The 6,735-nt window shown below is 61.5% G+C and carries 7 protein-coding genes and 2 pseudogenes; 5 read left to right on the top strand and 4 right to left on the bottom strand.

Annotation, left to right across the window (positions count from 1 at the left end; translation table 11 throughout):
• The 3 genes from PMI07_RS30240 to PMI07_RS30230 form a co-directional block, all read left to right on the top strand.
• The coding region (locus PMI07_RS30240) for a DNA-directed RNA polymerase subunit alpha C-terminal domain-containing protein (protein ID WP_024164295.1) at positions 1-499 on the top strand (499 nt) is incomplete at its 5' end.
• Between the two features lie 135 nt (positions 500-634).
• Entirely contained in the window at positions 635-1,060 is a 426-nt protein-coding gene (gene rplQ, locus PMI07_RS30235) for a 50S ribosomal protein L17 (protein WP_007766870.1), read from the top strand.
• 176 nt (positions 1,061-1,236) lie between these two features.
• Positions 1,237-1,818, top strand: coding sequence for a DoxX family protein (locus tag PMI07_RS30230; protein ID WP_007766872.1), 582 nt, complete (start codon positions 1,237-1,239; stop codon positions 1,816-1,818).
• Between the two features lie 105 nt (positions 1,819-1,923).
• Here the strand turns inward: PMI07_RS30230 and msrQ are convergent, their stop codons facing one another.
• On the bottom strand, positions 1,924-2,589 hold the full coding sequence (gene msrQ / locus PMI07_RS30225; RefSeq protein ID WP_007766875.1) for a protein-methionine-sulfoxide reductase heme-binding subunit MsrQ: 666 nt from the start codon (positions 2,587-2,589) through the stop codon (positions 1,924-1,926).
• A gap of 2 nt (positions 2,590-2,591) precedes the next feature.
• Positions 2,592-3,511, bottom strand: a pseudogene (gene msrP / locus PMI07_RS30220) (protein-methionine-sulfoxide reductase catalytic subunit MsrP).
• 209 nt (positions 3,512-3,720) lie between these two features.
• On the opposite strand from msrP, the gene PMI07_RS30215 reads away from it, so the two are divergent.
• On the top strand, positions 3,721-4,131 hold the full coding sequence (locus tag PMI07_RS30215) for a DUF4112 domain-containing protein (RefSeq protein WP_007766880.1): 411 nt from the start codon (positions 3,721-3,723) through the stop codon (positions 4,129-4,131).
• A 7-nt stretch (positions 4,132-4,138) separates the two neighbouring features.
• Here the strand turns inward: PMI07_RS30215 and PMI07_RS35880 are convergent.
• Positions 4,139-4,333, bottom strand: a pseudogene (locus PMI07_RS35880) (type II toxin-antitoxin system HicA family toxin).
• A gap of 3 nt (positions 4,334-4,336) precedes the next feature.
• Positions 4,337-4,585, bottom strand: coding sequence for a DUF1902 domain-containing protein (locus PMI07_RS30205; protein WP_007766883.1), 249 nt, complete (start codon positions 4,583-4,585; stop codon positions 4,337-4,339).
• A gap of 218 nt (positions 4,586-4,803) precedes the next feature.
• Between PMI07_RS30205 and ilvD the strand changes: the two genes are divergently transcribed.
• Positions 4,804-6,639, top strand: coding sequence for a dihydroxy-acid dehydratase (gene ilvD, locus PMI07_RS30200; protein WP_007766886.1), 1,836 nt, complete (start codon positions 4,804-4,806; stop codon positions 6,637-6,639).
• The last annotated feature ends 96 nt before the right edge of the window (positions 6,640-6,735 follow it).

Raw genomic sequence — 6,735 nt, 5'->3', positions numbered from 1 at the left:
CAGCCTCTATTCGCCAGTCAAGAAAGTGTCCTACAAGGTGGAAAACACCCGCGAAGGCCAGGTTCTCGACTATGACAAGCTGACCATGACCATCGAAACCGATGGCTCGGTCACGGGTGAAGACGCCGTTGCCTTCGCCGCTCGCATCCTTCAGGACCAGCTCTCGGTCTTCGTCAACTTCGACGAACCGCAGAAGGACGTCGAAGAAGAATCGGTTACCGAACTCGCGTTCAACCCGGCGCTTCTCAAGAAGGTGGACGAACTGGAACTGTCTGTCCGTTCGGCCAACTGCCTGAAGAACGACAACATCGTTTACATCGGCGACCTCATCCAGAAGACCGAAGCCGAGATGCTCCGCACTCCGAATTTCGGTCGCAAGTCGCTGAACGAGATCAAGGAAGTTCTGGCATCCATGGGCCTCCATCTGGGTATGGAAGTTCCCGCCTGGCCGCCGGAAAACATCGAAGATCTCGCCAAGCGTTACGAAGACCAGTACTGAAATCAGCAAAGGCAGGTTTTGACTGCCTTTCCCCGTCAAACAGCGGGCCTTTGATCGGAAGATACGAGTGCCCGTATGTGCCAGGAAACGGCAGGCCCGAAAAGAACTGGGTACCTGCATTAAAGGAGAATAGCCATGCGCCACGGAGTAGCCGGCCGCAAGCTCAATCGTACCGCCAGCCACCGCAAGGCGATGTTCGCCAACATGGCGGCTTCGCTCATCACCCACGAGCAGATCGTCACGACCCTTCCGAAGGCGAAGGAAATCCGTCCGATCGTCGAAAAGCTCGTCACGCTGGGCAAGCGCGGCGACCTGCACGCTCGTCGTCAGGCGATCTCGCAGATCCAGGACCAGGACGCCGTCAAGAAGCTGTTCGACGCCATCGCTTCGCGTTACGCAACCCGCAACGGCGGCTACCTGCGCATCATGAAGGCCGGCTTCCGCCAGGGCGATAACGCTGCCATGGCCGTCATCGAGTTCGTTGAACGCGATGTTGACGCCAAGGGCGCAGCCGACAAGGCTCGCGTTGCCGCTGAAGCAGACGCTGCCGAAGCCGCATAATTTTCCGCGTCGTCGGAATTGAAAAAGCCGGGTGGAGACGCCCGGCTTTTTCGCGTTTGCGGTCAACTATGGTGGCCACTTCACCGATCGACCGCATAGCTTGACCTGCGTCAAGAGCTTTCCCCCGCCAAAGCGATAAGGTCTCGGCATTGAGGCAAAATCGTGAGGTACGGAAAATGGTTGAACATGTAGTTTTTGATAACGCAAAAGACGAACTCGTCATTCCCGCTTTGGCCCCTGTCTATGAAAAGCTGGCGCAGCCCATGGCCTGGAGCATATTCCGGCTGGCGGTCGGCGGCATGCTGGTCATCGAGGGATGGCCGAAGATCATCGCGCCGTTCGCGCAGGTCGGCTTCGTCGAAAATATCGGCATGTATCCGGGCTGGTTCTGGTCACCCTTCCTTGCCGCCCTGCAATTCTTCGGCGGCATGTTCATCGCCGCCGGCCTGTTCACCCGGCCCGTGGCGCTCGCCAATGGCGTCATGCTGGCCATGACGCTCTGGTTCCACGTCACCCATCCCTATGGCGACGCCTTCCTGACCCCGGCTGGCATCGAGGCACTGAAGGCCGGCGGCCAGCAGCTGTTCACGCCGCAGGCATTGGTGCGGCTGAAGGATGGCGGCCACGTTTTTCTGGAGCAGGTTCAGGGCAAGGCAGAACTGGCATCACTGTTCTGGACCGGAGGCGCGTTCCTCTACGCCGCCTTCGGGGGAGGCTACCTATCGCTCGACCGGCTGCTATTCCGCAAGCATTTCTGAATGGCCCGGAAAGGCTGTCGAACATAAAGAGAGCCGGATCGATGGATCCGGCTCTTTGCGTTGAGGGGATGCATGCGGACCGCTGTGTCCAATCCGCCCTCCGGGTCAACCGTTCTGCCTTGCCCTCTGCGAAGCCACGGGTTTTGCTGGTTTGTTATTGCCGCGTTTCCAGTTCATGATCGGCCGCCTGACGGCCCGGTAGGCCAGCAACAGCGCAATCAGGCCGATGTGGATGAACGGCACCAGCGTCACCGATTTGACCGCCAGCGCATAGTGGAGCGCCCCGCCGGCCGCGATCAGGTAGATCAGCCTGTGCAGCCTGTTCCAGCCCTGGGCGAGCTTGCGGATCGACCAGTTGTTGGAGGTGATCGCAAGCGGGATCAGCATCAGCAGGCAGGCAAACCCGATGGTGATATAGGGCCGCTTGGCGATATCGCCGCCCACCGCGCCGAAATTGAAGCGTAGGTCCAGCGACACATAGACCGAGAAATGCAGGAGCACGTAGTAGAAGGCGATCAGCCCGAGCGCCCGGCGATAGCGCACCCAGTTGATGCCGGCGAGATCGCGCAGCGGCGTGATCGCAAGCGTCGCGATGATGAACCGCAGCGCCCAGATGCCGAGCTGATGCTCGAACTCCTTGACCGGGTTGAAGCCGAGCCCTCCGGTCAGCCCGAGATAGAAATACCAGGCGGCCGGACAGAGCCCGATCACATAGAGCGCCCAGACGCTGGCCTTGTGATAACGGCGGGGCAGGGCGGGGAGGCTCGCCATTCTCAATAATTCGCCTTCAGGTCGAGGCCGTCATAGAGGCTCGCCACCTGATCGGCATAACCGTTGAACGGCAGGGTCGGGCGACGGTTGGCACCGAAGAAGCCGCCTTCGCCGATCCGCTGTTCCGTCGCCTGGCTCCAGCGCGGGTGATCGACCGCCGGGTTGACGTTGGAATAGAAGCCGTATTCGCGGGCGTTGGCATTCTTCCAGGTCGTCTCCGGCTGCTTCTCGACGAGCTCTTGAAGCCGTATTTCCACGGTACCACGAGCCGGATCGGCGCGCCGTTGGGGTTCGGCAGCGTCTCGCCGTAAAGGCCGACCGCGAGGATAGCCAGGGGATGGCGGGCCTCGTCGAGCCTCAGCCCTTCGATATAGGGCCACGGCAGGGGCTGGAAAAATCCCTTCTGGCCCGGCATTTCCTCCGGCCGGACGACAGTTTCGAACGAGACGTATTTGGCGCTGCCGAGCACATCCACCTGATCTAGAAGAGCCGAAAGCGGGAAACCGATCCACGGGATCACCATCGACCAGCCCTCGACGCAGCGCATCCGGTAGGTACGCTCCTCGAGGTTCATCTTCATCAGTTCCTCGTGCCCGAACTCCTTCGGCTTGCCGACCATGCCATCGACCTTGACGGACCACGGCGTCGGCTTGAAGTCGCCGGAATTGGCGGCGGGATCGTCCTTGTTGACGCCGAATTCGTAGAAATTGTTGTAGGTGGTGACCGCTTCCTTCGGCGTCAGCTTCTCGTCCACCTTGTAGGCGCTGGGGCTGGCCGTCAGCGGTGCGGCAAAAGCGCTGTCGGCGCCCGCAAAGGCAAATCCGGCGACGGCCGCAGCGCCCATAAAATTCCGGCGCGACATGTAGATATCGCGGGGGGTGATTTCGGAAGCCGGAATATGCGGCGGGCGATAGGCGGGCATGTCGAAAATCTCCTCTGCGGCAACGGGTGCCATCCTGCTCCTATACGTAACGCGGAACCGAAAGGTTTCACAGCGGTGCGAAGATTGCTTCAAACCACGTTTGCGTGAAAAACCGAAGGTTTGCGGATGGAAATGCAATCGATGGAACCCCATTTCGGTTTCATCAGTTCTCATCGCAGGGCCATTCGCCCGACAGGAGGAGATGGCAGATGACGGCACGCACCTGGGATGCCGGGCGGGATGAAACAATTGCCGATCGCGCCGAGAGATTGCGGCGCCTGCGCCGCCTTGCGGGCATTGCCCGGCTGATGGATACGGCGATCGGCATTCCGGGCACCCGAATCCGTTTCGGCGCCGATTCCGTCTTCGGCCTCATCCCGCTCGTGGGGGATGCGGGCGGTGCGCTGGTCGGCCTTTACATCGTCAACGAAGCGCGCAAACTCGGCCTGCCGCCCGCAAAGCTCACCCGGATGCTCGGCAATGTCGCCGCCGACTCCGTGCTCGGCAGCGTGCCGCTGGCGGGCGATGTCTTCGACCTCTTCTTCAAGTCGCATCGCCGCAACGTCAAGATGATCTTCGAGCACTTCGACGTCCATCCTGATGAACTGCGGGAGAGGTGAGGGCCGATCAGAATGCCTTGGGAAGTCCGGCTTGCTTGAGCGCGGCATTGGCCGTGTGACGAGATTTCACGCTGTGGTCCACCGTGAAATAGCGTTTGGTGATGGGGCTGTATCAGATTTCGTGATCACCTTTGCCGGGCCGATGGTAATAACAGCCGGCCTTTTGCAGCAGCTCCTTCAATTCCCGAAGGTAGCCGGCTATCGCTCAGGCGCGCCGTGAGTTGGGAATGCGGGAGAGCTGCTCCGACATGATATAGACAGGGATATCTTGAAGCGGAGATGAGGTGCCGTTGAGTTCGATGAGGTCGGTGAGCGCGGCTTTCACCTTTGGTTCAAGCTCTTCCATTGTGTCGGCTTCGACGGCCAACCCTTCGATATCGTTGCTCGTGGCGACCCACACGGAGGCTTCTTCGTCCCACGTGGCATGAACGATGATCGACATGATGGAGGTCATTGCTTTCTCCCGGCGGCTTTGAACGCAATATAGAGGTTCAGGGTCGGGAACACAATTTAGGTCTCCACCGGTCTTCGCAACCGTACCGCTTTGGCCCGTCATGATAGTGACACTCCGGGCGCTTTGCGCTAGGAAAGCCGCAAAACCATGGGCTTTTGCGCGCGTCTCCCGAAAGGGGTAGACTGCGCCGGCCCGAACAAGAGATCGAGGACAACACCATGCCCGCTTACCGCTCGAGAACCACGACCCACGGCCGCAACATGGCAGGCGCGCGCGGGCTTTGGCGCGCGACCGGCATGAAGGACAGCGACTTCGGCAAGCCGATCATTGCGGTGGTCAATTCCTTCACCCAGTTCGTGCCCGGCCACGTGCACCTGAAGGACCTCGGCCAGCTCGTCGCCCGCGAGATCGAAGCGGCCGGCGGCGTCGCCAAGGAATTCAACACGATCGCCGTCGACGACGGCATCGCCATGGGCCATGACGGCATGCTCTATTCGCTGCCCTCGCGCGAAATCATCGCCGACTCGGTCGAATATATGGTCAATGCCCATTGCGCCGACGCCATGGTCTGCATCTCCAACTGCGACAAGATCACCCCAGGCATGCTCAATGCCGCGATGCGCCTCAACATCCCGGCGGTTTTCGTCTCGGGCGGCCCGATGGAAGCCGGCAAGGTCGTCCTGAAGGGCAAGACCCATTCGCTCGACCTGATCGACGCCATGGTCGCCGCCGCCGACGACAAGATGAGCGACGAGGACGTCAAGGTCATCGAGCGCTCCGCCTGTCCGACCTGCGGTTCGTGCTCGGGCATGTTCACAGCCAATTCGATGAACTGCCTCACCGAAGCGCTCGGCCTGTCGCTGCCCGGCAACGGCTCGACGCTCGCCACCCATGCCGACCGCAAGCGCCTGTTCGTCGAGGCCGGCCACCTGATCGTCGATCTCGCCCGCCGTCATTACGAGCAGGAAGACTATTCCGTCCTGCCGCGCTCGATCGCCACCAAGCAGGCCTTCGAGAACGCCATGACGCTCGACATCGCCATGGGCGGCTCGACCAATACCGTCCTGCACATCCTCGCGGCCGCCTATGAAGGCGAGGTCGATTTCAACCTCGACGACATCGACCAGCTCTCGCGTCGCGTCCCGTGCCTTTCCAAGGTCGCGCCGGCCAAGGCCGACGTGCATATGGAAGATGTCCACCGCGCCGGCGGCATCATGTCGATCCTCGGCGAACTGGACAAGGGCGGGCTGCTCAACCGCGAATGCTACACGGTTCATGCCGAAACGCTCGGCGACGCGATCGACCGCTGGGACATCACCCGCACCAACAGCGAAACCGTCCGCAACTTCTTCCGCGCCGCACCGGGCGGCATCCCGACCCAGGTCGCGTTCAGCCAGGACGCCCGCTGGGACGAACTCGATACCGACCGCGAAAACGGCGTCATCCGCTCGGTCGAGCATCCGTTCTCGAAGGACGGCGGCCTGGCGGTCCTCAAGGGCAATATCGCCATCGACGGCTGCATCGTGAAGACGGCCGGCGTCGACGACTCGATCCTGAAGTTCACCGGTCCGGCCCGCGTCTTCGAAAGCCAGGATGCCGCCGTCAAGGCGATCCTCGCCAACGAGATCGTCGCGGGCGACGTCGTGGTCATCATCTACGAAGGCCCGAAGGGCGGCCCGGGCATGCAGGAAATGCTCTATCCGACCAGCTACCTGAAGTCGAAGGGCCTCGGGAAGGCCTGTGCCCTCATCACCGACGGCCGCTTCTCCGGCGGCACGTCCGGCCTGTCGATCGGCCACGCCTCGCCCGAAGCGGCAAACGGCGGCACGATCGGCCTGGTTCGCGAAGGCGACAAGATCGAGATCGACATTCCGAACCGCACGATCAACCTCGCGGTTTCGGACGCCGTCCTCGCCGAGCGCCGCAAAGAGCAGGATGCTTTCGGCTGGAAGCCCTCGCATCCCCGCAAGCGCAACGTCACCACGGCACTGAAGGCCTACGCCGCTTTTGCCGCGAGCGCCGACAAGGGCGCCGTGCGGATCCTGCCGGAGTAAGACGTAGCAAGTTGCTGCGCTGAAAATCACAAATCGCCGCCAGGTTCTCCTGTCGGCGCTTTGTGTTATGCTGATGTTTCTATTGCCCAAGGGGTG

The sequence above is a fragment of the Rhizobium sp. CF080 genome (assembly GCF_000282095.2).
GTDB lineage: Bacteria > Pseudomonadota > Alphaproteobacteria > Rhizobiales > Rhizobiaceae > Neorhizobium.
This window is presented reverse-complemented; position numbering and strand designations above follow the sequence as displayed.

Coding starts and splice junctions, on each gene's coding strand:
- rplQ (WP_007766870.1), top strand. CDS start 635: ATGCGCCACGGAGTAGCCGGCCGCAAGCTCAATCGTACCGCCAGCCAC.
- PMI07_RS30215 (WP_007766880.1), top strand. CDS start 3,721: ATGACGGCACGCACCTGGGATGCCGGGCGGGATGAAACAATTGCCGAT.
- PMI07_RS30205 (WP_007766883.1), bottom strand. CDS start 4,585: ATGACCTCCATCATGTCGATCATCGTTCATGCCACGTGGGACGAAGAA.
- ilvD (WP_007766886.1), top strand. CDS start 4,804: ATGCCCGCTTACCGCTCGAGAACCACGACCCACGGCCGCAACATGGCA.
- msrQ (WP_007766875.1), bottom strand. CDS start 2,589: ATGGCGAGCCTCCCCGCCCTGCCCCGCCGTTATCACAAGGCCAGCGTC.
- PMI07_RS30230 (WP_007766872.1), top strand. CDS start 1,237: ATGGTTGAACATGTAGTTTTTGATAACGCAAAAGACGAACTCGTCATT.